The following is a 22,364-nucleotide window of genomic DNA, read 5'->3' as shown; positions in this document are numbered from 1 at the left end:
GATTATGTTACTAAATTTCATTGATAACTAATGGTAAATATGTTCCTAGCTCACCTAAAAGCCGTAGTGATGCATATTTGTCCATATATGTAGGATCCCGATTAATAAAAATAAGTTTAGCACCTGCTTTTCTGGCTAATAATGGAATTTGATTTGCAGGAAAGACCGACAAAGAAGAACCTAAAACCATGAATATATCACATTGTTCAGCATATTTTGTTGCTTCTTCCAATAAATCTTCAGCAATTGGTTCATTAAAAAGAACCACATCGGTTTTGATCCGACCACCACATTTCGAACATTTCGGAACAGAAATTCCCGCTTTTAAACGTTTAGTGATATAAGAGCGTTTTATAATGAAACCGCAATCCATACAATGAGCTTTATGAGCATTACCATGAATTTCAATTATAGGAACTTTGGACCCAGCATCTTGATGAAAATTATCCATATTTTGGGTGATAATTGCAGTCAATTTTCCCTTCTTTTCAAGCGTAACTAAAAGTTTATGGCTTTTATTCGGCTTGGCATTGCTAAATATGGGTTGTAATTCTTGCTCTAATTGCCAATAAAATTCCGGTTTTTTTAAAAAAACATTATAGTTTGCATATTTTAAAGGATTATATTTTTCCCATAAACCCCCTTGGGATCGAAAGTCGGGGATACCACTATCGGTAGATATTCCAGCCCCAGTAAAAACAACGATTTTTTTTGCGTAACGGATCATGTCTATCGCAAGTGAAACTTGGGGATCAAAATATTCTGCCATGATGAATTAACTTTAAGTTTGTTTTAGAAATTTATGGAATTTCCATTTTAGCTATCACTTATTTTCTTAAAAAAAACTTATGTTTTGAATTTACAGAAAAAAAAGTGAACATTTTTGATAGAAAGAAAACAACTTTTTGGATGTCCGAATAAATACGATAAAAACAAAAGTTCTTTGAAGTAGACAAAAAAAATAGCTATAAATTAAGGAAGGGTGATATGGATAGGATAGATTTCATCAAATTTCTCGGATAAAAGAGAAAAAGTTAGAAATGGAGAAACGAATGTTCATGTGAAAATTTTAGTGAGATTCACATTTTTCATAGAATTTACCAATCCATATCTTAATTAAGACAGATAATTTTGAAGATGAGAGCGATAAGCCCCGTTTCCAACCAATTCATTTTACTTGGAAGACAATAAGTAACGAAGAAAATTTTTCTCTATATTTATTTTTCCATGAAAAAATACCGCCCTATAGTTCATATTGGAATTATTAACCCCTAACTAAATTAGTTGCTTGAAGGAATTGTAAGATTAAATTTCGAATTTTCAGCATTCAATCTAAAATTTTAGTAAAATTTACAATCTAATTGAAATATCCTTCAATTTTTATCGGATAAGATAATCAATAAGCAGAGATTATTGCACCATACCCTTTCAACTAAATGGAAATGACAGATAATTTTATATAGTAAAAATGTCTATGTTACATTAGAGTTTGGGTTTTTAATTTAGCCATAATAAATAATAATCCTCCGCGGCCGACGAAAGTCGGCATCTTTATTATTTTTACCCTTACTCTATGTTTTCTTTTTTATTTCTATTTTGTTCTGAATTCTAATAAATTATTCAAGATAAGCCCATAAGATTTATGTTTAGCTTCTTCCATTAATTTTTTGAGGTTTTATTCGCTGGGCATATCAACTAAAGTGAAACTTGTTTATTTTCTTATTTTGCTTATTCTGTCCAATTTTGTTGTAAACAAGAACTTTTACCCAATAAATAGTAAGTTGAATACTCAAAATCAAACATCTATTCCAATTGGTGCACAAGTTGATACATCGTTCAGTGATGAGTTCAATAAATCAAAATCATATGATTATATCAAGCAACAATTGAATTTTGGATATCGTATACCTGGATCAAATGAAAGTCGCAATTGTTTGAAGGCAATAAAGGAAGAAATGTCTATTCTCAACTCTACCCATATTATTAACTTTTCAATCAGTGGGGTTAATTGCCAACACTTAATTGCAAAATTGGAGAGTAATTCATCCAATATTGTAATATTTGCGGCCCATTATGATAGTCGGGCGGTAGCAGAAAAAGATAATAATGAATCCCTTCAAAATTTGCCCATCCAAGGAGCTAACGATGGAGCAAGTGGGGTAGCGGTGATGATGGAAATGGCACGTGTATTAGCAACCGCCCAAATGAAATGGAATACAGATTTTTGGTTCCTGTTTATCGATGCTGAAGATCAAGGATCAAGTAATGGATTATCAGGAATTGAAGGCTGGAACTGGTGTGAAGGGAGTGAGTGGCTAGCAGAAGATATGGAAACCAACCCTTCAAGTTATTTTAAACCAGATCAGAGCATCAATTCAATTCAAGCATTCATATTGTTAGATATGGTTGGAGGAACAAACCTTAAATTCATTAAAGAAAGCCATTCATCAACAGATCTTCTGGAAAATGTATTTCAAGTAGGAAATTCTTTGGGATATACAAGTGAATTTAATTTAGATGGTTCAAGATATTCTATTATTGATGATCATGTTCCGTTCGCTAAAAAAGGAATACCAACAGTGGATTTAATTATTAAATTTTGGGATCTTGATAATGGATGGCCATATCATCATACACACCAGGATAACATAGAAAATATTTCTCCAGAAAGCTTAGATCTGACGGGAAAAACCCTTTTGCAATTCGTGTATCAAAATTATTATTCAAAATCGAATAAAGAAGCCCCTCAATTCTCAAGTAATTCTAGTTTAGAAATACTCATATACTCCTTAATCGCCGGAAGTTTGGTAATAATCGTGGGAATCTCAATTTATTCCAAAAAAAAAAGCATGAAAAGAACAAATGATTTTTGAAATTTCTTTAATGCATAAATTCTCATTCTATATGCTTTTTTAAGTGGGGATATTTTTCCAGCAATTTTTCTTGGGTAGGTAAAAACTCCTTTAGAGGATGATAAAAAGCCCCAAGGGCGATTTTGTCCAAATTACTTTGGTGGATTTCTTCCATGTTGAGATTTAACTCAAATCCAAAATAGTGTCGATATAATCCTTTTGCACACACAGCCGTGGTTGCATTTCCCATGAAAGGATCAAAAATGATATCCCCTGGTTTCGAAGAAAACTGAATACACCGAGAAACTAATGCTTCCGGTAGTTTCGTTCCATTTTTTTTCATGCCCGGATGATAAGTTCGGGGAATTTCCCAAACATCCTCTGGATAATATTCATATTTATTAAAAAAATAATTATCTTCTTTTACAACAAAAAGGATGTGATAATGAGAAGACACAAATTTACGTTTGGTAAAAACTCCAAATTGATATTTCCAAATAATATGATTAATTAGTTTCAATTCAGAAGATTCAATAGCAGAAAGAACCGCGTTCAGATTTGTCCATCCAGAAATAATATAGGCAGAAGCCTTCTCCTTCATGATATGGGAAAGGCATCCAATCCAGTTCTTAGTAAAAGTCGTATAGTCTTTTGAAATTTCAACATAGCCATCTTCCACTAAAGCACGTTTTCGATTATATTGAGAACCTTTGCCAGTGAAATCGATACCGAATGGAGGATCTGCAATGATTAAATCAACGGAAGAAGGAGGCATTGATTTCATACCAGCAATGGAATCCTCAAATTTGATAGAATCAAGAGCAAGAGAAGATTTTGTCTTAGTAAAAAGTTTTTTTGCTTCAGAAGCAGTCCAATCATATTCCAATTCAAATTTCAATTGGGCAAGCCCTGGAATATATTTTCTCTTAGTTTTTTTTTCAGTATTTCCTTTGCCCACGACAGATTAGTTCCTATATATTATTTAACAGTCTTAAAAAAAAATTAAACGCCTAAATCAACTTCAGAATCAGAAGTTGGCACTACTTTAGCTTCTTCAATTTCTGTGGTTTTTTCGTCTTCAGATTTTTTATAATCACTTGCAACACTTACAACAAGTAAAATAGCCAATCCAATAAGAAGAACGGTCGAAAAGAGACTATTTTCAGCCATCCATATTTTAGGCCATCCCACAACTGGAATGATATGCCGTTCAACACCAAGGATGTGATCTTCAGGAATTAACACAGGATCTTCTTGACTATTGTTGTCTCCAAACGCTGTGAAGTAGTAAGTTCCATTGATCTCAGTTTTATTAACGCAACGATGAATAATAGGTTCATTATTTGAACGACTCCAACCAAGACCTTCAGCATCATATAATATTATGTCTCCTCCCAAAGTAGTATGATCTCCTACTTCAATATCTTCAGGAGCTTTCCCTTCAATCACTAATAAATCCCCCCTTGAAATTAAAGGCTCCATAGATCCAGAAGTAACCACAACTAAGGGATAATCAGTATTCAAAGAAGCTTTCATTATTGGCATGAATGCGAAGGTGAATCCAATAATCACAGCAAAAAAAATTACATCGCGTATGATTTCTTTTTTTCGACTTGCAGGAGATTTTGCAGATTCGGGTTTTTTTGTCATTTTTATCAATTTTGAAATGAATTTTTTAAAAATTTGGATTAATGGAAAAAAATTAGATGCCCAAGTCTATCTCAGAATCACCAGAATCTTTAGATTCTTCTTCTTTGACTTGACCATCATTTATACGAGAAATTTTTTCAGAATCATCGATTTCAGATTCTGCAGACTCACGGTTTTTGGCTTCATTTTTCTCTTCTTTTTCAGGATGCAAGTAATCATCTACAATGCTTACAACTAAGAGGATTGCAAGTCCGATTACGAGAATTGTGGAGAATATATTATTTTCAGCCATCCATAATTTTGGATATCCTATTTTGGGAATGATACTTTTAACGACCCCTAAAATATGATCTTCAGGGATACGAATGGTATTTCCATCATCATCCGTATCTGGACGCGTATTTGTGTCAAGATTATCACCTTGAGCGGTAAAATAAAGCACTCCATCATCCCCTAATTCTTTTCCCACACAGCGATGAACAATGGGTTCATCAGACCCTCTGCTTTCCCAATTCAATCCCGTTGCATTATAAAGAATTATATCTCCACCGTGATCTATATGATCACCTACTAATATATCGGCGGGATCTTTTCCTCCAATGACTAATAAATCACCTCGATAAATGGTGGTTTCCATCGATCCAGAAGTAACGACTACCAAGGGATAATCACTTTTTAAAGAAGCTTTCATGATTGGCATGAAAGAAAAGGTTAGTGCAATAACTACCGCAAAAAAAATAACTTCGCGGATAATTTGTTGCTTCTTAGTTAACGGAGTTTTTTTTTTCTTGACGGGCTTTGTTGCCATTTTAATCATTATATGGTTTGATTATTTTAAATTTTATAGGTAGGTTATTAGTTTTGACAGCCATAAATTGCACGATATTCATCAATTCTTTGCTTCATATTATCATCAATAATTACTTTACCTTCGATTGGATTGTTATGTAAATGTTCAATAATTTCATCTAAAGTTACTATGGCACAAGTTTTCATGTTGAATTGATCTGCAAGTTCAACTAATGCCCCTTTCTTAGTTTTTCCTTTTTCCATACGATCAACAGATACTACAAGTCCCTTTAACTGAACAAAAGCGGCTTTATTTAACATTGGGACGGATTGACGAATAGAAGTCCCCGCAGTAGTTACATCCTCAACAATGATTACTTTGTCCCCATCTTCCAATTTTTTCCCGATGAAATTTCCGCCTTCTCCATGATCCTTTGCTTCTTTTCGATTAAAACAGATGGATACATCTTGATTAAAATGTTCAGATAAAGCAATAGAAGTCGTCACTACTAAAGGAATCCCTTTATAGGCTGGACCGAATAAAACATCAACATTTTCTTCAAAATTATTACGAATGGCTTCAGCATAAAACTTTCCTAGTTTCTTCATCTGAGAACCTGTTCGATACTTGCCTGTATTAACAAAATAGGGTGTTTTGCGTCCACTTTTGGTCATAAAATCCCCAAAAATCAACACTTTTGATTGAACCATAAATTCAATAAATTCTTTTTTGTAATCTTCCATTAAAATCACTTCGAATAAGCTTGGGAAATTTTTCAATTTTCCTAGTTTCTTTTTCCCGAATTCCCGAAATTTATATCCAAAATATTTTTTTAGGGATTAACACTGAGGAATTTTGTGAGTAATGATACAATCGCAAAGATTTCAAAGAAGTTTTTAAGAGATCTTCCGAACTGGGAAATGGCTCCAGTACCCGCTTGTTTAGGCGGAGATGTTCGATCTTTAACTTTTTGTTGCAAACCAGGCCATTCTCTAACTTTTGGCTACAAATGTCTGCGTGATACTAAGTTAAAAGAAATTGGAATGGACCCTCAAGAATTTATTAAAATCAAAGAAGATTTTTCGCAAAAACATCAATGGGATTATAGCGAAACTTGCTTTGGATCTTTGAGTTATTGCTGCATGCGACAAGGCGGGTGCACACGCCGAGATATCGCGTTAGCCCGACGATATCCAAATCAAAGCTATGAAGAAGCTCTTGCAGAGTATTATCGATTAAAACGTATTTTAAATAATGAAATTTTGTCGAAAGCAAAAAATCAAGATAAAGTCCTTCCATTTTTAGAAATATGTGAATAACATATTGAAAAAATAGTATCTTTATGGACCATTGGTTCAAGTATCTTTTTAAGGCTTTTTATCTTCTTTCAAACGTGTTATATTTTTTAATAAGAACTTAAGGGAATGGGATAAATGAAATACTGGAAAATAGTTTTACTGGTGGGCGTAGTGATTTTTGTTGCGGGATTAACATATGTGGGAATAGTTTTAAATAATTCATCCCAAATTTAGAATTTGATTTCAAAATTAATTAAGTTCACAATAATTTTTGCAGTTTGTGATTTTTTTCAAGAAGGTTAACTTTTCACTTTGTTTATCCTCGACGTTTTTGATTTTGAAATAACAATTACATCTTTGAAACCACAATAACACATCGGTAAATTAAGATATAAGTTAAAGATTATTAATTCCATGGGTTTCAAAGTAACCACACCTCAGAATCAAATTAATTATGGAATCGATTTACTGAAGGGGTTACTCATTTTAGGTGTGATAGGTATTCATGCCGTAAATGGAGATTGGCGTATTAATTTAAACTCCTACATTCTTCATAGCTTTGTAGTTCCTGTCTTTTTAGGCTTATCCGGTTATCTGGTCAATCATCATTTCATTGAAAACTCAACATTATCTCAAGTATTTAAAAAATACTTCAAACGCATGCTCAAACCTTGGTTAATCGCGTGTCTCTGTTATTATACCTTTGATTTGATCTATGGATGGACAACTTTCTCAATTTCTTCGCTTTTTAGAATTATTTTTCTCCCAAGTTATCATCTATGGTATGTCTACGCTATGTTTCTATATATTCTATGCATTTGGGGATTAAAAAAAATTCATTTGAAAAATTCTGTAATTTTCATTATATCACTATTTATTTCATTGATTTGGATCCTTTTCTTTGATTTTAGCTATGATTGGAGCAATGAAACACTTAATTTGATTTTTTTAAAGTATAAGCTTCACTATTTCACTTTTTTCATTTTTGGATATTCTCTTAATGAACTCGAACCTCAAAAGGATGAAATTCTGAAAAAGGTTGTGGGATGGGGGGCATTTACTTTGAGTTTTTATCGGATCACAGATTACCTTCAAATTACTCAAACTAATTATATCACAACCTTAGATTTTTATATATTAAATTTTGCATTAATCTTGTTTTTAATCCCAAAATTTGAATCTATTAAATTTTTTGATATCGAAATCCTCGAACAACAAGACTCAAAAGTTGTTCTAAAACGAAAATGGAATAAAAAAGGAAAAATTTTCTGGCCAATTATCACAATTGGTAAATACTCACTCGAAATCTACTTATGGCATGTTATGTTCCAGTATATAATCTATTTCTTTGTTTAATCGATATGGATTTTCTTCTTGGAGGCTACTTTTTCTAATTTTTCCAAACGGACTTCCAAAATTCCATTATTATATCGCGCTTTGGCAATATCGGGATTGATTTCTGCAGGAAGAGCAACAATTTTATGATATTTCCGGGAATGTGAACCAGTATCGGGAGATTCTGCAATGATTTCCAATTCGTGAGCCGAAGCCCGAAGTTCAATGTCTTTCTTATCAACCCCAGGAACTTCCCCTACAACAACAAGTTCACCATCCTCTTCGTAAATATCAATCAATGGATCTCTTTCTGCCCTTAGATCCGGCTCTCCACGGGTTTCAGACCTAACATTCCCAAAAGGAGTTGCAATGGGTTTTCCATCAGGACCAACTCCCACATTCATACCAAAAACGAAAGGTCCTTGAAATCCCATTTTACTATTGGCCATCATTTTCTGAATATCTTCGGGAGACATATTTTGCATTTTTTTTGGATCGATATTCATTTTTCGTAAAATATCTGCATACATTTTCTTCATTGAATCAGAACTAAAGTTCATGTTCCCAAAATTCATACCTGGAAATTGTGAAAAGGCTTTCTTCAACTGATCATTCATCATTTCGTAGAAATCTTCACCCAGGCCAAAGGGATCATTATCGTCGATATCATCGTCGTCATTTTTTTTCTTTTTCTTGTGATCAGGTGTCATGAACTTACTCATAGAACAATGGTTCTTCATTACCAAAAAATATTCTTTAAATGAATATTTCTTTTTTTTATTCTTCTATAATTATTGGTCTTCACCTACATCAGATCTTTTTGTACTCTCCGCATTTCATTCTTTCTCTCACCAATTCTTCCTATATTTCATTTCTTTAAGGGATTGGTGGAAATGTTTTTTCTTCTAAATAAAAAAAACTCAATTTAAAATAATTCCTTGTCATTTCATCTACATCAAAAATTGTTCATCGTTGAATTGTATCGTTCCCCAAAAAAAATACTGTCTTTCAAAGCTTATCCTTTTTCTTTTAGGCCAAAACAATTATAGAGGAAGGAAGGTAATATATTTATAATAGTAAAAGAGAAGTTACTTACATTACGTGAAGTGAAAAAAAAAAATGGCATTTTCTCAAATGAATGAAGACGAGCAAGAATTATATCTTGATGTTTTGCGGGATGGCACCACCCCCTTTGATAGATTTGTCGCCCGTGGAAAAATGGAAGATACCGTAGACATTCCAGGCCCCCGGATTAATATCGATCGCTATTTATTCCGATCCATTCGACAAACTCAATCCGATTCCTCCGCCCGCATGCTTCCTATCCTTGGTTCTGCCGGTACCGGTAAAACTCACGCCTATTGGGCTTATAAAAGTATTGAACGCCGATTAACGCAAGAAGATCAGGAAGACGCCAATGTCGCAGGTAATTATCCCGAACAATGGACTATTGTCTATGTCCCCAGCCCCCCTGCCGCTGTCCGTATCTTATTACATGTTTATACCTGTTTATTGGATGAACTTACCGCCGATATCCTCACCGTTGTTTCGGATAACCTTGTTACCCGCTGGGGAGGTCATAAAAAGAAAAAACTCGGTATCTTCGGTGGCCAAGATTTAGAAGAAACCATCCAGAACGGAATTCGTGAATACCCCGGTATTTTCGCCGATTGCGTTAAATCCCTTTGTATTTTTGCCCTTGATAAAGAACGACAAGGCCTCGCGGAACGATGGTTGCTTGGCGAAGACCTCGATGAAGATGAACTCGATGTCCTCGGTATCAACACCGTGATCGAATCCGATGATGTCTGCCTAGCAATGATTAAACTTATTTGCGAAAATGCAGGACGTTCAATAGTTCTTTATTTTGATGAGTTAGAGAGTCCCTACAGGATGCACGGACCAGAAGCAGAACAGAAGTTCTTAGAAACCTTAAAACAAGTATATAATAATGTTAAAAATGTTGTAATTGTGCTTGCAGTATTAAAAGAAATCTGGCCGCGAGTTTTGGAAACCGCCGATCAAGCCATGAAATCTAGGATGGAACAAGAACGAGAATTGGAATTTTTCAAGTTTGATGATTTAAAACTCTATTTTGCTAAAGCGATGGAATATTTCTGGGCAAAAAATAACCTAAACCCGCCAATTTATCCACTCTTTCCGTTGAATGAACAGGTCTTGAAAGTCATTTTTGATAAAACAGATGGCAACCAACGATCCATCATTAAATTAATCCGATTATTTGTCGATAAAATCGTGTATGATGAGATGACGTTGGAAGAGGTCATTCAATCAGGCAAATCCGATGCAGTGCCAGTCGGAACAACCACAGCAATTCCCGATGCCGTGCCAGCTACAGCGCCAAGCACGAAAGAAGAGAAATCGATAATTGATAAGATCGAAGAAATGATGAAGGATGAGGATTACACCATCGAAGCGAATCCCGCATCTGTAGCAGGAGCAGCCTTGAAATCCATTAAAGTGTTAGCCGAGAAGTTTAATAAAAAGATCAATATTGATATGGATTTCAAATTTCAAGTCGGAAAACGATCCTATAGTTTGGCAGGAGTGATCGAGTTTGAAGGGAAAAAATACGGATTGGAAATCCCCGCAGTCAAGTCTTTTGATAAAAGCGGAGGAGTAGCAGCATTTTATGCCGCAAAACGGTTAACCCAAGCAATCTCAACAAATTCAGTAGATGTCGCCTTATTAATTGTTCCTGAAGGGACTGGTGGGGCAAAATATACATCCCTATTATCCCAGAATGAAGGAAAAATGTTTAAATATGAATTTAATGAAGAATCGGCCAAATTTTTGATTCAACAAGCCATAAAACAACCTTCCAAAGAAGGAAAAATCATTGCAGAACAAATACTTGGAGAGATGGCAGATTATGAACCTCCAATGGCGCCTTGGGAGATGCCTGCCCCTGAAGCTGAGGAAGGCAATCCAGAAGATGCACCATCCGAACCATCTCCCGATCAACCTTCAGCGGATTAAAAGATGCTGATGCTTTTTTTTTCACATTTTCGCTCAATTTTTTTAAACCATTACCTACTAATTTAATAGGAACAACAACAAACATTTTGCATAACGAGGGATGATTTTTTGGACATTAACTTAGATGGAACATGGACCTTTTTCATTGATGAAAACAATGAAGGAAATGAACAACGGTGGTTTTCTTCCACTTGGATCGAAAAAAATATGAACAAGGGAAGAAAAATAACGATTCCATCCAACATAAACATAATCAAGGGCTTAGAACAATTTGGAGGAGTGATTTGGTATTATTTAAAACTTCCAGAAATGCCCTATCGCCCAAAATCTCACGAGTATTCAATAGAATTTGAAGGAGTGAATAATTTTGCAGAGGTTTGGTTGAACGGATACAAAATTGGTTCACATGAGGGAGGATTTTTTCCATTTCGCTTTGGTTTTACCCCAAAAATGTTATCCTTTTCCCATGACAATTTTCTAACAGTTCGTGTGGATACATCCTTAAGCCCAAATGGGATTCCAAGTAACAATATACCGTGGTTTAATTGGAGTGGTATTTATCGAAGAGTGCAACTTCTTGTTTTGGAAAAAACCCGAGTGAAACAAATTAAAATTCAATCTTCCATCCCAAATCGATCGGCTGATTTTGCAACCATTAAAGTAGATTATATACTTAAAAATCCTCAAGAATTTTTAGATCGATGTTATGCAGAACAAAAAGAGCCTCAAATAGAGTACGAACTATTTTACTTAGGAAGAATTTTTGGGGGAGCTCGCCAATCTAACAAAGTTTTGATCCAAACAGGTATTCAAGATATTAATCCAGAATCTTTAAAACCCTTAGAAAAAATTGCTCATGATCCCCAAGCTCTATCGGGATATTTCTCGGATATATTAATTTCAGAAGAATCTTTTGATGAACCCATTGATTTGGAAACATATTTCTCCGGTCGGGAAGAATATTCGGATGCAAAGATGTCAATTTCTGAGAAACCAACAAAATTACAAGGAGATTTCTCTGAGACAGATGATGGATTATTTAAATTTCAAGAAGAAGAAAAACTATCAAACTCGTTTCAAATAAATGTGAAAAAACCCGCTCTCTGGACACCTGATCATCCAGATTTATATGAATTAGTTCTTCAACTTCATGGAATAGATGAAGATAAGTTCATTCGCTTTGGAATACGGGAGATCAAACGAATTAAGGAACATATTTACCTGAATAACCATCCAATTACACTAAGAGGTATAAATCTCCATGAAGAAAGTGATAAATGGGGACGAGCAATTCCTAAAAAAGTGAGAAGACGAGATATTTTAAACATTAAAGCATTAGGGTTCAATGCAATAAAGACAGGACATTATCCTCACGATATTTCGTTATGCGAGATAGCTGATGAAGAAGGCATGTTAATAGTTGAAGAACTCCCGTTTTATGGAAATATCAATTTTGCATTAAAAACTTCCAAGATTTTAGTAAAACAAGCCATTGACGCCATTTTAATGCGAGATTTCAATAATCCCTCCATAATTTGTTGGTCAATTGGATATAAATTACCAATCGAAAACCGAAATTGTAATCAATTTTTGAATCAATTGATAGATTATATTAGACAGAGCGATCCTACGCGTTTAATCATCAACCCTACTGAACGAATAACGAAAAACACCGTAAGCAAGAATACGGACTGCACAGGAATAGTTTTTCCAAGAAATAGACAAAAATCATTACCTTCAATCATTAACTTGTATTTGGAAACCATGTTTTATTCTTCTTACCAAAAACCCATAATAATTACAGAATTTGGATTATCATACAAGAATGAATCAAATGAGCATCCATTAAGACATGTGCTTAAGCAAATTCAACTCTATAACGCTAAGCCTTTTGTTGCAGGTTGGTTTTTAGCCAATTTTCGAGATCATCGAATAATTCAAGAGAAAGCAAATTCAAAACATTTATATGACACCAGAGGTCTTTTTGATCAGTTTGATCGACCAAAGAGAATAATCAAATATTTTCCCCGTACCATAGCTTCGAGGCATGATGGTTTTCACAATCGTCGGTTTTGGGGAATGATGGTAGGAAAATTAGGTATATGGTTGGAAACATTTGTTAGAATTGGTCGTTTTAATCGAGAAAACTCAATAAAAAAGCAAAATTTAAATTTCTATTATAAGAATTCACAAGGGAGTAATGAATAAAGTTTATAGCAATACAAAGGATTAAAATAAATGGATTTAAGAAAAATGAGCACCCATGAATTATTTAGCAGTTTAATTTCTAACATCATGCAAACGATTGAAGAAATTACAGCTGCAGCAATTGTGGATCATGATGGTTTAATCATTGCAAGCATGTTGAGGGATCCGGCAGCAGAAGAAGACATTATTGGCACTGTTACGGCGGTTTTTGATACTTTTATAAATCGAGTTAAAAAGGATTTTGGGTCCACAGAGAGTTTTGTAAGTATTATGTCTGTGGAGAATAAAAAATTTGTTTTTGCTGATGCAGGCGAGAACGCTATTTTAACATTGATAGCAGATTTGAAGGCAGATGATAATCAACTAAAAGTATATGGTGAGCATGTTGCTCGAAAAATAAAACATATTTTGAAAGGAGAAGAAGTCGACATATCGATCCCAGCTATTGTGAGTGTTTTAGCCAAGATGAGGGGCGGAAAACTTCCAAAAGGAGAATATAACTCAAAAATAATTGTGTTAGGAGATCCTGCCGTAGGGAAAACAAGTTTGATTCGAAGATTCGTCGACAATAAGTTTGCAGATTCATATATTAGTACAATTGGAGTAGATATTTCTCGGAAACTTGTCGAATTAAACAAAGAATGTAAAATAAATCTGGCAATTTGGGACATAGCGGGACAGATGAAACATGCATCGGCTGCACCCTTCACGAAACGATTTTATTTTGGAGCAAATCAATGCTTCCTTGTTTGTGATATGACGAGAAAAAAAACCTTTGAGAATATTGATAAATGGGTGGAAGATGCCAAATCCGTTATGAAGAAGAATATTAATTATTTCATTTTAGGCAATAAAATAGATCTCCAAAACATTGAAGTTACAGAAGAAGAAATAAAATTGAAAGCTGATGAACTTAAATGCGGTTATATTTTAACTTCAGCTAAAACCGGAGACAATGTAGACGATGCTTTTCAATATGCTGGCTACAAGTTCTGTGAAACACTTTAAATAACACGTTTTTTTAAAACTCATTTCTTTTTATTGGATTTTCCATTATAGCATATGAAGGAATATGGATGTTCTTGTTGATTACGAAACAGTTTGCGTTAACTGTAAGGAAAAAGGCTATTCTTTTGGATATACTTTCAAAACTATTAAATACAAAAATCGAACAGTCATGGATATCCCTACGAGATATTTGAATGGTCCATGTATCGCCTTTGAATATAAGGAAATTCCAATTTTAATTCGCAGTTTAGAAAACTCACATCATTTGGGGGTGGCTCAGAAAACACCTCTATTTACAATGATTAATGCAAAGCGCAACAATGATAGCACAATAACTCGTTTTACTTATCTCTATTCTCCTCAATATCACCCCGAAATTGTTAAAAAAAAAATTCAACCAGAACGTCCTGATCCCAGAGTGTTAGAATACGTTGATATTTATCGTTATCATGATAAACCATATATTCTAATGTTCTACTCTTTCAGGAATTCAACTCATGATCCTCTTAGGAATTTTAATTTCTATCAGTTTTATGATTTTGATATTAATGGAGAAGAAGGATATAAAACAGATAGCGCCGAGTACGATGAAAAATTGAATATTGCATTTCAATATGATGCCCAGGAAGGGAAACAACTAAGTCCCATTGTCGGTATTGGGACAATAAACGATAACATCCCAACACATTTCGAGTGTAATGCCCCACAAGATCTTTTGATTACACCAGAGAGATTAAATTTAAAAGATTGCAATAGAAAAGGACCTGCCGAATGTGCAGTTGGTTTACAATGGCACATCCCTTCAATTGGTCCCGGACAAATGGAAGTTTTTCCTGTAATGATGGTGTTCGGTTTAGGAGAAGAAAATTTTAAAGCAAACGTTTTAGAGGCGAGAGCCCATTTAGAAAAAATATCTCCTTCCATTTTCAATGTGGTCAATGGGAAATTTCGACAGTTAATTGATCCGGAGTTGGAAAAAATGAGTTTTTCAATGCGCGAATGGTGTAAGGATTAATTTACTTGTGAACAGTAAAGATATATGCATTGCTGAACTCTTCTTCGATAATTTCACTTGTAACCTCAAAATCTACAGGAATAGTTAGAGGATCTACAGCATCGGGATGGTTTGGCCTTTGGGATCGAACACGTTCTACCCCTTTTTTATTGAATTCAAGAATCACAATCTTTCCAGAATCTTTTAGTACCCGGTTAATTTCATTTAAAGCCTTTTGTTTTTCGTCAATATGATGAAATGAATTACTTAGAAAGACGTAATCAAAGAAATCATTCTCAAATGGAATTGCAGTAGCACTAAAAGGCGTAAAATGAATTTTGTTTTGCACCTTAACCATTTTAGCATTTGTCCGCCAATCGGCCCAATTATCTTTTTCTGGCTCCCCAGATTCAACATTTAACCCTTTTAATGCAAGATGGATTGCCATAAATCCGCGTCCCGTTCCTATATCCAATATTCTTTGTTTTGGTGAGAGTACCAACGTATCGAGGATTTTTGTGATAAAATCTGCGTCACGTTGAAAACCTTCCCCAAGTACTTCTTTAGCTTCACTTATGTTCATGATATATTTAGTTTTTCTAAAATTAAAATAGATTCTCTTGCAAAAAATAACTAAGAAGGTATTTTTTATTAAATTCATAAAGTTTTTTGGTAGATTAATTGATTATTCTTTTGGAAATTATGAAAAATCTAGATCATTTCAGAACTTTATTACAAGCATATAATCTCTCTCCAACTCATTCAGAAATAATTCTAATAACCATGCAAAAAGGGCCATTGAAAGCTTCTGAAATACTAAAAGAACTTCCATCTCAATTAAGAAAAAAAGGACCATGGATTTATTCACAATTAAAACAACTCGTGTCTAACAATTGGATACAATGTAAATCTAAAGATCCCCTCATATATACCAAGGTACCAAAGCGAATTTTTCAACAAAATTTAGATCGTATTATCATTCAGTCCCAAGACCAGTTTCAGAAACAGAAAGCAAATTTTTATGAAGTTCTGGATATCTATAAAAAACTAGATGCAAATGAGAGAGATACACCTCAACAGAACCTTCAAATTCCACAAAAAGCACCCCAATTTGTAAAAAACTTAGTAAATTCAATATTAGGGCAATATGCTTGGAATTTACTCAAGGTAGAAACAAATGTGATAATTGCATTACGAAAAGAAGAGATTAATTTTCGATTTCACGCCATCGAGTTTGAAGAAAAAGAGGCAGATTCTATTATCTATGGTGGAATAATCTATTGCCAAATGGAGCAGGAGCAATTTCAAAAATCATTATTGAGCCGTATCCACTCCTACAATGCTGATGGAAGAAAATTTCAGTATAAATTAGAAAAAAAGCATTTTATTGATGCAAAAAATCGAGATTTACAATCAGGACAAATTTCTGATGGTATCTTGAATGATCAAAACAATGAAATTAAATCAATCATTGAAATTTCCTATAAAGATAATAAATCATTAGGAGAAATGATTACTTTTCCAGCTCAAAACACAACAGATTGGATTTGCTCGGTTTGGGCAGAATCTAAAGAAATGGCCCAAAAACTCCACAAAATTCTTTTGAAGAAGTAAAAATCTCTTTTTTTTCTTATTATTAGATTTTGATAGTGATCTTACAAATTAGTCATTTTCTTTTAATCTAGAATATACTTTTTTTAGGAAGAATGTACTATAATTTATTAATAATGGAAATGCACCAACGGAAAATCCAAAGCTTTGCTAAATATTCCTACGCTGTAACTCTCCCAATTCACTGGATCAAAAAAAATCATTTAGAGAAAAAAGAAAAAAATGGTTCTTCTAAGGATCCAGCAGTTAATATCTTTGAAAACCCCGATGGTAGTTTGGGTATTTTTCCATTAAAAGAAAAAATTAAATCCAAAGAGCAGATCTTTCTTCTGGAATTGGATGATCTACTCAAACAAAATCCAAATATTATAAATGAAAAAGGTATCAGCCTTATTTTAATTAGTTATTATATGAATGGAGCATCGGGTATTGAAATTCAAAGCAAACAGCCAATCCCTAAAGAATTTATTGATCAGATAGAAAAGACTCAAACTCGTTTGTTATTTAATTGGAATCTAAATCGAGTTTCCAGCCGTAAATTATTGATAAAAAATATATTCTCCGAAACCCCTGAAAATATTTTTCAAGAAGAAATTCCCCGTTATCTGCGTGAAAGTTTTAGTATTTTATTATGGATGTTAGAGGATATACTAACAGCGATGGAGAACGAAGATTATTCCAATTTACAAGAAATTGAGCAACAAGATCAAAAAATTGATCGATACTATTTCTTCATAGTGCGACAGATTCGAACAATTTTTGAAAATCCCCAAATATCTAAACCTCTAAACTATTCACATAAAAAACTTATAGACTTGCGCCTTTTAGCCAAATTGATCGAGGACGTAGGAGATTCACTCAAGGAAATTGCATCTACACTTTTTGAAATGAATGAGTTTTTTAATGAAATCGCATTACGGGACTTTTTGATTCAATATTTCAAATCCTTGCTTGAAATTTATTCCGAATTAGCGGATCATATAAGGAAAAATGTGGTTGAACGGGCCCCTGCTATGGGCCTTAATAACGAAATGATGCAATTAATTCAAAAATTTCGATTCAAAGGAGAAAAATTGCAAGCGGATTGGTTTTCTTTAGCACCAAATTTAGGAGTTATTGAAGATAAACACACTTTCATGGAATATTACAAAGGTGCTCGTTTGGTTGGTAATTTGGAGGATATCTTCAAAAATGTATTTGATTTTACCAATATTTTCTTTTAACAAGAGATTACATTTTTTATCTATATATTTTCATTCTAAAAAGGCAGCTCTTTATATGCAAACCCCCTAGGTTAATGAAAGTTGAAGATTTATAATGGAAATCACATTGTTTCATGATAGAATGAAATCAATTACCAATGAAAAACTGGAACTTTTGTTAAAATTCATGGAAACTGAGAAATTAGATCTCATCATGATAACCGATAGTGAACAATCACGTGATTTAAATTTTCAATATATTTGTGGACATCCAACTGATGGTATTCTTTTTATAACTGCTGGGGGAGAAACAACTTTAATACCTTGGGATACAGCTTTAGCAAAAACGGAGGCGGATGTTGATCGTATTTTAGATCATACTCAATATGAATATAGCACCATAAAAACTTCAAGGGATTATTTTGAAAATATCTTAAAAAAGCCAAATGCATCCATTGGAGTTTCTCGTGGAATGCTATATGGGGAGATTATTCGATTTGAAACAATGTTTCCAGAATTAAAATTCACAAAGGAACCAAGTAAAATTTCTCGACTTTTTGAAGAATTACGAGCCACTAAGAGCAATCATGAAATGGATCTTTTAATGGAAGCAACCAAAATTGCAGAAGATACCCTTCAAGATATAATTCACTTTGCAAAAAATGCCACTACCGAATCGGAACAAGATTTGAGCTTTTTAGTTCAAACCAAGATGGCAAAAAGAGGTGCGGAGGATTTAGCCTTTCCTTCTTTAGTTGCAAATACTAATCGATCTCACACACTTCATTGCCACCCATATGCAACAGAATCTCAATTTGCACTTCCCGGATTAGCACTAATAGATTTCGGAGCTAAATACAAAGGATATAATTCAGATATTACGCAATCGTTCACCTTCGGAGATATTAATCAAGAACAACAAAGAATGCGCGATATCACTCAAAAAGCCTATGATGCAGCAGTAGAAACAATGGAAATTGGAATACCACTATGGAAAATTAATAAAGCATCAATGGACGTATTAACTGAAGCGGGTTTTTCAATGCCCTATGCACTTGGTCACGGATTGGGTTTATCAGAACATGATGCACCATTTATTTCCAAAAAACCTACTGACGATTTTCAGAAGAAATACTGGAAGGAAGTTCTTCTCGAAGAAGGACATGTATTTACAATAGAACCTGGAACATATAAAGAGGATTTTGGCGGGTTACGTATTGAAAATGATTTTATGGTCCGGAATGGAAAAATAATTCAGCTTACTCATACTGGGATATATCCAATTGAGTAATCAAAAAGAAAAGTGATTCTCGTTTATTACTATTTTTTAATATTAAATCATGATATTTTTAGCAATTAACCACTTAAAATTATAATTTATCCCTTCTCCAGTTAAAGCAGAAACCAAACCAACGCGATAGTTAAAATTGTATAATTCAGGCTCAAATAAACTGAGTAAAGCAGACATTATCGATTGTTTTGAGATATTTTGCTTTGCCATGATATCTATTTTATTACCTAATATAAGTACGGGGATGGAACGATTGGTATCAATGAAATAGTGTTGAATAACACGTTGAAATTCTATTTTTGTTTCTTCAACTTGATCTGACTCACTATTTATGTCAAAAACAAATACAATCGCATCAGGATTAGACACAGTAGTAGTCCATTTCTTTCGTAACATTTTTTGACCTCCCACATCATAGAAAACAAATCTAGTTTTATCTAGAACCGCCTTCATGATATTTACTCCTAAGGTGGGATTTGTCTTGGCAAAGAAATTTTTAGTTAATCTGTTTATGATTGAAGTTTTACCAGCTTTTGATAACCCCAGAACAAGAACTTTCCCAAAATTGTCAGGCTCAGAATAACATTCGGTATCTTTTTTAATATTTTCTAACGGTTTTTGTTCAGTTTCAGAGGTTTCAAGGAAAATTGATTGTTCTACCCCTCGAACTTTATATTGCTTATCAACATATAGAGTTAGTGAGTTCTCATCGCTCATTGTGGTAATGGCTACAGGCGTTTTGGGAGAATTATCTATTAAGGATCTTTTAATTTTGAGAGGAGTGCGTTTATTTGTTATCGGGTTTATGTAATAAATCTGAATTAATTTTTCTGTCGAACTCACATGGACAATAGTAAAATATTGCATTTCTTTTTTTCTTATGATGAAATTTTTAGTGATTATCCAGCAAAAATTTTAATTGATCTTGTGATTTATTTTGTCAATTTCACTTGATTTTTAAAAAAATTTGAGTAAAAGATTAATATTTGGACAAGGATAGAAAGCTAATATGAAGTTTTTCAACATTTGGAAACCCCTAAAAATTGGGAATTTGGAAATTCGGAATCGAATGGTTATCCCAGCTATGCATTTAGGAGATGCAAATGAAGGCCATATTACAGATGAAATCATTGAATTCTACCGAATACGGGCTCAAGGAGGTTTTGGATTTATAATAGTTGGAGGAATTGGTGTATCAAAACGTGGACAAGGTGTCCCTGCAATGATTTCTATCGATAAGGATGCATATATTCCAGAACTAAAAAAATTAACTGATGCTGTGCATCAAGAAGGTGCTAAAGTTTGTGCGCAGCTATATCATGCAGGAGCTTATTCTTTCAGTAAAATCACGGGAGAACAGGCAGTTTCAGCATCAGCAGTATACTCAAGGTTCACTCACGAGACCCCTAGGGAATTAACTACTGAAGAAGTAGGTGAAGTTCAGGATAATATTGTTGCCGCAGCAGAACGGGCTGTAAAAGCGGGATTTGATAGTGTGGAATTACTGAGCAGTGCAGGATATTTAATTGATCAATTTTTAAGCCCTTTAAAAAATAAGCGCACTGATAAATATGGTGGAAATACCATCCAAGAACGTCTTCAATTTCCATTAGAATTAATCCAAAAAGTGAAATCTGCTGTTGGCGATAAAATTATCGTTGGATGCCGTCTTTCAGGAGATGATTTTGTTCCGGGAAGTAATACTTACGTTGAGAAAAAGATAGTTGCCGAGGAATATGCAAAAGCAGGGATCCAATATATTAATGTTACCGGCGGGTGGCACGAAACACGAGTCCCTCAAATACCCATGGATACTCCTAAAGGTGCTTTTACGTATTTGGCAAAAGAAATCCGATCCATGGTTGAAATTCCCGTTTTTGCAAGTAATCGAATAAATGATCCAATTTTGGCGGAAAATTTATTGCAAGATGATTATGCAGATGCTATTTGTTTTGGGAGAGCATCAATCGCAGACCCCGACCTACCCCAAAAAATTCGTAACGATCAACTAGAAAACGTTAGAAAATGTGTGGGATGTAATCAAGGATGTTTTGATGGTATTTTTCAACTAAAAACACTTCGTTGTATGGTAAACCCCACTGCAATGTTGGAATTGAAATATGCATCCCCTAAAACAAGTGAATCTCGAAAGAATGTTGTTATCATTGGAAGTGGTCCTGCAGGATTGGAAGCAGCTCGCGTTGCAGGAATGAATGGTCATAAAGTCATTTTATTTGAAAAAGAGATGAAATTGGGAGGACAAATAAACGTGGCAGGAGTACCTCCTGGGCGTGAAGATTTGTTTAATATTATCAAATATTATAACCACCAACTCAAGCAATTGGAAGTAGAAATTCATCTTGGAAAAGAACCCACCCCGGCAGAAATTCTCAATTTTAACCCCCACACCATCATCTGTGCAACGGGAGTACATTTTAATATTCCACCAATCAAAGGAATTGATGGCAGCCAAAATTGTCAAGTATGTTTTGCCGATGAGGCATTGGCAGGAGATTTTCCAGTGGGAAAAAAAGTAGTGGTTGTGGGAGGGGCAGCAACAGGTGTTGAAACAGCACTCTGGGCAGCCAAAAAAGGAGCTATGGATCCAGAAGTAGCCAAATTTTTAGCATTCTATGAAGGCTTATCTGCTAAGGATGCGATGCAACGAACATTTCGCGGAGATCGGGAAGTTCATCTGTTGGAATATCTACCCAAGATTGGCAATTCTATTGGAAAATCTACCAAGTGGGTCTTTTTAGATGAGTTAAAGAAACTCCAAATTAATGTCAAAACATTCATAGATATAACAGAATTTCGAGATGGAACGGTTTATTTCAGAGAACGAAATCTTCCTGATGATGAAGCCAACCTTGAAGAATCTTCTATTTCAGATGTGGACACTTTTATACTCGCCACAGGTGTCAAACCAAACCGAGATATGTCCCAAGCTTTGAAAAATTATATCAAAGATCATAAAGAAAAGCTAAAAACTATTCCAGATATTAAAATTATCGGAGATGCCAAAAAAGTGGGCACCATTCTCGATGCCATCCATGCAGGTTTTAAAACGGCATACCGTTTAGGGCTATATTCACCTTAATTTTTTTTCTTCTATTTTCTTTGAG

Annotated in this window: 19 protein-coding genes; 11 read left to right on the top strand and 8 right to left on the bottom strand. The window is 34.1% G+C overall.

Annotation, left to right across the window (positions count from 1 at the left end):
- Positions 1–10 precede the first annotated feature (10 nt).
- A complete protein-coding gene (locus tag NEF87_RS23760) occupies positions 11–769 on the bottom strand; it encodes an SIR2 family NAD-dependent protein deacylase (RefSeq protein ID WP_371804014.1) in 759 nt (252 codons plus the stop codon).
- Between the two features lie 931 nt (positions 770–1,700).
- Between NEF87_RS23760 and NEF87_RS23755 the strand changes: the two genes are divergently transcribed.
- Complete coding sequence (locus NEF87_RS23755) at positions 1,701–2,873, top strand: M28 family peptidase (RefSeq protein WP_457917789.1); 1,173 nt, start codon at positions 1,701–1,703, stop codon at positions 2,871–2,873.
- Between the two features lie 22 nt (positions 2,874–2,895).
- Here NEF87_RS23755 and NEF87_RS23750 read toward each other — a convergent pair whose 3' ends face one another.
- From NEF87_RS23750 to pyrE, 4 genes are read right to left on the bottom strand one after another with little or no spacing between them, the layout of a single operon-like run.
- Complete coding sequence (locus tag NEF87_RS23750; RefSeq protein ID WP_457917788.1) at positions 2,896–3,810, bottom strand: DNA-methyltransferase; 915 nt, start codon at positions 3,808–3,810, stop codon at positions 2,896–2,898.
- Between the two features lie 44 nt (positions 3,811–3,854).
- Complete coding sequence (locus NEF87_RS23745; RefSeq protein ID WP_457917787.1) at positions 3,855–4,502, bottom strand: signal peptidase I; 648 nt, start codon at positions 4,500–4,502, stop codon at positions 3,855–3,857.
- Between the two features lie 52 nt (positions 4,503–4,554).
- Positions 4,555–5,310, bottom strand: a complete 756-nt coding sequence (locus NEF87_RS23740; RefSeq protein WP_457917786.1) for a signal peptidase I — start codon at positions 5,308–5,310, stop codon at positions 4,555–4,557.
- Positions 5,311–5,357: 47 nt separating this feature from the next.
- On the bottom strand, positions 5,358–6,035 hold the full coding sequence (pyrE, locus tag NEF87_RS23735; protein WP_457917785.1) for an orotate phosphoribosyltransferase: 678 nt from the start codon (positions 6,033–6,035) through the stop codon (positions 5,358–5,360).
- A 114-nt stretch (positions 6,036–6,149) separates the two neighbouring features.
- Here pyrE and NEF87_RS23730 point away from each other — a divergent pair, with 114 nt between their 5' ends.
- Together NEF87_RS23730 and NEF87_RS23725 are read left to right on the top strand one after the other, a co-directional pair.
- A complete protein-coding gene (locus tag NEF87_RS23730; RefSeq protein ID WP_457917784.1) occupies positions 6,150–6,611 on the top strand; it encodes a hypothetical protein in 462 nt (153 codons plus the stop codon).
- 393 nt (positions 6,612–7,004) lie between these two features.
- Positions 7,005–7,946 carry an acyltransferase family protein gene (locus NEF87_RS23725; protein WP_371804002.1) on the top strand — a complete coding sequence of 314 codons (942 nt, stop codon included), beginning with the start codon at positions 7,005–7,007 and terminating at the stop codon, positions 7,944–7,946.
- On the opposite strand, the gene hsp20 is transcribed toward NEF87_RS23725, so the two are convergent.
- Positions 7,943–8,647 carry an archaeal heat shock protein Hsp20 gene (gene hsp20, locus NEF87_RS23720; protein ID WP_371804001.1) on the bottom strand — a complete coding sequence of 235 codons (705 nt, stop codon included), beginning with the start codon at positions 8,645–8,647 and terminating at the stop codon, positions 7,943–7,945. The two genes, NEF87_RS23725 and hsp20, sit on opposite strands and share 4 nt — an antisense overlap.
- A 397-nt stretch (positions 8,648–9,044) precedes the next feature.
- Here hsp20 and NEF87_RS23715 point away from each other — a divergent pair, with 397 nt between their 5' ends.
- From NEF87_RS23715 to NEF87_RS23700, 4 genes are all read left to right on the top strand, one after another.
- Positions 9,045–10,925 carry a hypothetical protein gene (locus NEF87_RS23715; protein WP_457917783.1) on the top strand — a complete coding sequence of 627 codons (1,881 nt, stop codon included), beginning with the start codon at positions 9,045–9,047 and terminating at the stop codon, positions 10,923–10,925.
- A gap of 108 nt (positions 10,926–11,033) precedes the next feature.
- The gene (locus NEF87_RS23710; RefSeq protein WP_457917782.1) at positions 11,034–13,133 is read left to right on the top strand and encodes a glycoside hydrolase family 2 protein; all 2,100 of its coding nucleotides are present in this window, start codon (positions 11,034–11,036) and stop codon (positions 13,131–13,133) included.
- A gap of 30 nt (positions 13,134–13,163) precedes the next feature.
- Entirely contained in the window at positions 13,164–14,141 is a 978-nt protein-coding gene (locus NEF87_RS23705; protein WP_457917781.1) for a GTP-binding protein, read from the top strand.
- A gap of 64 nt (positions 14,142–14,205) precedes the next feature.
- Positions 14,206–15,156 (top strand): hypothetical protein, encoded by a 951-nt coding sequence (locus NEF87_RS23700; RefSeq protein ID WP_457917780.1) that lies wholly within the window; start codon positions 14,206–14,208, stop codon positions 15,154–15,156.
- Position 15,157: 1 nt separating this feature from the next.
- On the opposite strand, the gene NEF87_RS23695 is transcribed toward NEF87_RS23700, so the two are convergent.
- The gene (locus tag NEF87_RS23695; protein ID WP_457917779.1) at positions 15,158–15,718 is read right to left on the bottom strand and encodes a class I SAM-dependent methyltransferase; all 561 of its coding nucleotides are present in this window, start codon (positions 15,716–15,718) and stop codon (positions 15,158–15,160) included.
- Positions 15,719–15,837: 119 nt separating this feature from the next.
- On the opposite strand from NEF87_RS23695, the gene NEF87_RS23690 reads away from it, so the two are divergent.
- The 3 genes from NEF87_RS23690 to NEF87_RS23680 all read left to right on the top strand — a co-directional run bounded on the left by NEF87_RS23690 (position 15,838) and on the right by NEF87_RS23680 (position 19,239).
- Positions 15,838–16,749, top strand: a complete 912-nt coding sequence (locus NEF87_RS23690) for a hypothetical protein (RefSeq protein WP_457917778.1) — start codon at positions 15,838–15,840, stop codon at positions 16,747–16,749.
- Positions 16,750–16,862: 113 nt separating this feature from the next.
- Positions 16,863–17,969, top strand: a complete 1,107-nt coding sequence (locus NEF87_RS23685) for a PhoU domain-containing protein (protein ID WP_457917777.1) — start codon at positions 16,863–16,865, stop codon at positions 17,967–17,969.
- A 121-nt stretch (positions 17,970–18,090) separates the two neighbouring features.
- Entirely contained in the window at positions 18,091–19,239 is a 1,149-nt protein-coding gene (locus tag NEF87_RS23680; RefSeq protein WP_457917776.1) for a M24 family metallopeptidase, read from the top strand.
- Between the two features lie 42 nt (positions 19,240–19,281).
- On the opposite strand, the gene NEF87_RS23675 is transcribed toward NEF87_RS23680, so the two are convergent.
- On the bottom strand, positions 19,282–20,106 hold the full coding sequence (locus tag NEF87_RS23675; protein WP_457917775.1) for an ADP-ribosylation factor-like protein: 825 nt from the start codon (positions 20,104–20,106) through the stop codon (positions 19,282–19,284).
- Positions 20,107–20,248: 142 nt separating this feature from the next.
- Between NEF87_RS23675 and NEF87_RS23670 the strand changes: the two genes are divergently transcribed.
- The gene (locus NEF87_RS23670) at positions 20,249–22,339 is read left to right on the top strand and encodes an oxidoreductase (RefSeq protein ID WP_457917774.1); all 2,091 of its coding nucleotides are present in this window, start codon (positions 20,249–20,251) and stop codon (positions 22,337–22,339) included.
- Positions 22,340–22,364 lie beyond the last annotated feature (25 nt).

This window comes from Candidatus Lokiarchaeum ossiferum (assembly GCA_025839675.1).
Lineage (GTDB): Archaea > Asgardarchaeota > Lokiarchaeia > Sigyniarchaeales > Promethearchaeaceae > Lokiarchaeum > Lokiarchaeum ossiferum.
Note: the sequence above shows the minus strand (reverse complement) of the source record. Positions and strands in the feature narration are given on the sequence as shown.